The 1953-nt window shown below is 60.5% G+C and carries 2 protein-coding genes; both read left to right on the top strand.

Features of this window, described 5'->3' with window-relative positions:
• Positions 1-258 precede the first annotated feature (258 nt).
• The gene (gene pap / locus D8U70_RS02135) at positions 259-1773 is read left to right on the top strand and encodes a polyphosphate:AMP phosphotransferase (RefSeq protein WP_130928209.1); all 1515 of its coding nucleotides are present in this window, start codon (positions 259-261) and stop codon (positions 1771-1773) included.
• 103 nt (positions 1774-1876) lie between these two features.
• Positions 1877-1953, top strand: a 77-nt coding sequence (locus tag D8U70_RS27905; protein ID WP_241664631.1) for a hypothetical protein, incomplete at its 3' end; no start/stop codon positions are given.

Raw genomic sequence — 1953 nt, 5'->3', positions numbered from 1 at the left:
CAAAACCACAAGACTCGCGGTGAAAAGAACCCTGTGGCGAGGGGATTTATCCCCGTTGGACTGCGAAGCAGTCCCAAAACCATCCACCCCGTTTTCCCGATCCAAACCGCACTTCCCGGATCTACGAATACTGCACAGCCAGTCAACGATAAATCCCCTCACCACAAAGTTCTCATCCCGTCCTGAGTTCATGGGAATTTCTGCCCTGCGCCCGTGCCCAATCCGCTAGTCTTGTTGAACCCTGGAAGGAGCCGTCCAATGTTTGAATCCGCTGAAATCGGTCACGCCATCGACAAAGACACTTATGAGGCGGCGGTCCCTGCGCTGCGTGAAGCCTTGCTGGAAGCGCAGTTCGAGTTGCAGCAGCAGAAGCGCTTTCCGGTGATCATCCTGATCAACGGCATTGAAGGGGCGGGCAAGGGCGAGACGGTCAAGCTGCTCAACGAGTGGATGGACCCGCGCCTGATCGAAGTGCGCACCTTCGACCAGCAAACCGATGAAGAACTGGCGCGGCCACCGGCGTGGCGCTACTGGCGCATGCTGCCGGCCAAAGGGCGAATGGGCGTGTTCTTCGGCAACTGGTATAGCCAGATGCTCCAGGGCCGGGTGCACGGACTGTTCAAGGATCCGCGTCTGGACCAGGCCATCGCTGGCGCCGAGCGTCTGGAAAAAATGCTCTGCGATGAAGGCGCGCTGATCTTCAAGTTCTGGTTTCACCTGTCCAAGAAGCAGATGAAAGCGCGGCTAAAATCGCTGGCCGACGACCCGCTGCACAGCTGGCGCATCAGTCCGCTGGACTGGCAGCAGTCGCAGACCTACGACAAGTTCGTCAAATACGGCGAGCGCGTGCTGCGCCGTACCAGTCGCGATTACGCGCCGTGGCATGTCATCGAAGGCGTCGATGCCAATTACCGCAGCCTGGCGGTGGGCAAGATTCTCCTCGAAGGTCTGCAAAACGCGCTCAAGCGTGCCGACGTCAATCCTCACGAAGTCAGTGCCGCGCCGCTGGGCACGCCGGTCGATCAGTTGAACCTGCTCGACAGCCTCGACCTGACGCAGCGTCTGGACAAGAAAGACTATGAAGAACAACTGATCACCGAACAGGCGCGTCTGTCCGGGCTGATGCGCGACAAACGCATGCGCCGCCATGCGCTGGTGGCGGTGTTCGAGGGTAACGACGCGGCCGGCAAGGGCGGGGCGATTCGCCGCGTGGCAGCGGCGCTCGATCCGCGTCAGTACAGCATCGTGCCGATCGCCGCGCCGACCGAAGAAGAGCGCGCACAACCGTATCTGTGGCGGTTCTGGCGACACCTTCCGGCGCGGGGCAAATTCACCGTGTTCGACCGCTCCTGGTACGGGCGGGTGCTGGTCGAGCGGATCGAAGGCTTCTGCACCCCGGCCGACTGGCTGCGCGCCTACGGCGAAATCAATGACTTCGAAGAGCAACTGGCCGATGCCGGCGTCATCGTGGTCAAGTTCTGGCTGGCCATCGACAAGGACACGCAGATGGAGCGCTTTCAGGAGCGCGAAGAGATTTCCTTCAAGCGTTTCAAGATTACCGAGGACGACTGGCGCAACCGGGAAAAGTGGGACGACTATCGCCGGGCGGTCGGCGACATGGTTGATCGCACCAGCACCGAGATCGCGCCGTGGACGCTGGTCGAGGCCAACGACAAACGCTGGGCGCGGGTGAAAGTATTGCGCACCATCAACCGCGCGCTGGAAGACGCGTTCGAGAAATCCGACAAGAAGGCCAAAAAGCACAAGGACTGAAGCGATGGCCGCGCATACGCCGGGTGAATGATCCTCGCGGTCGGCAAGAAGGTGGACTTATGCTCAGGTCCACTCTCAACCGACAACAACAATGAGGTATGCCATGCGTGAAGTGGTGATCGTCGACAGCGTGCGGACCGGCCTGGCCAAATCCTTTCGCGGCAAGTTCAACCAGACCCG

Source organism: Pseudomonas sp. Sample_20 (assembly GCF_004307585.1).
Taxonomy (GTDB): Bacteria; Pseudomonadota; Gammaproteobacteria; order Pseudomonadales; family Pseudomonadaceae; genus Aquipseudomonas; species Aquipseudomonas atacamensis.
The sequence above is the reverse complement of the archived record's forward strand: the minus strand, read 5'-3'. Positions and strand labels throughout refer to the sequence as shown.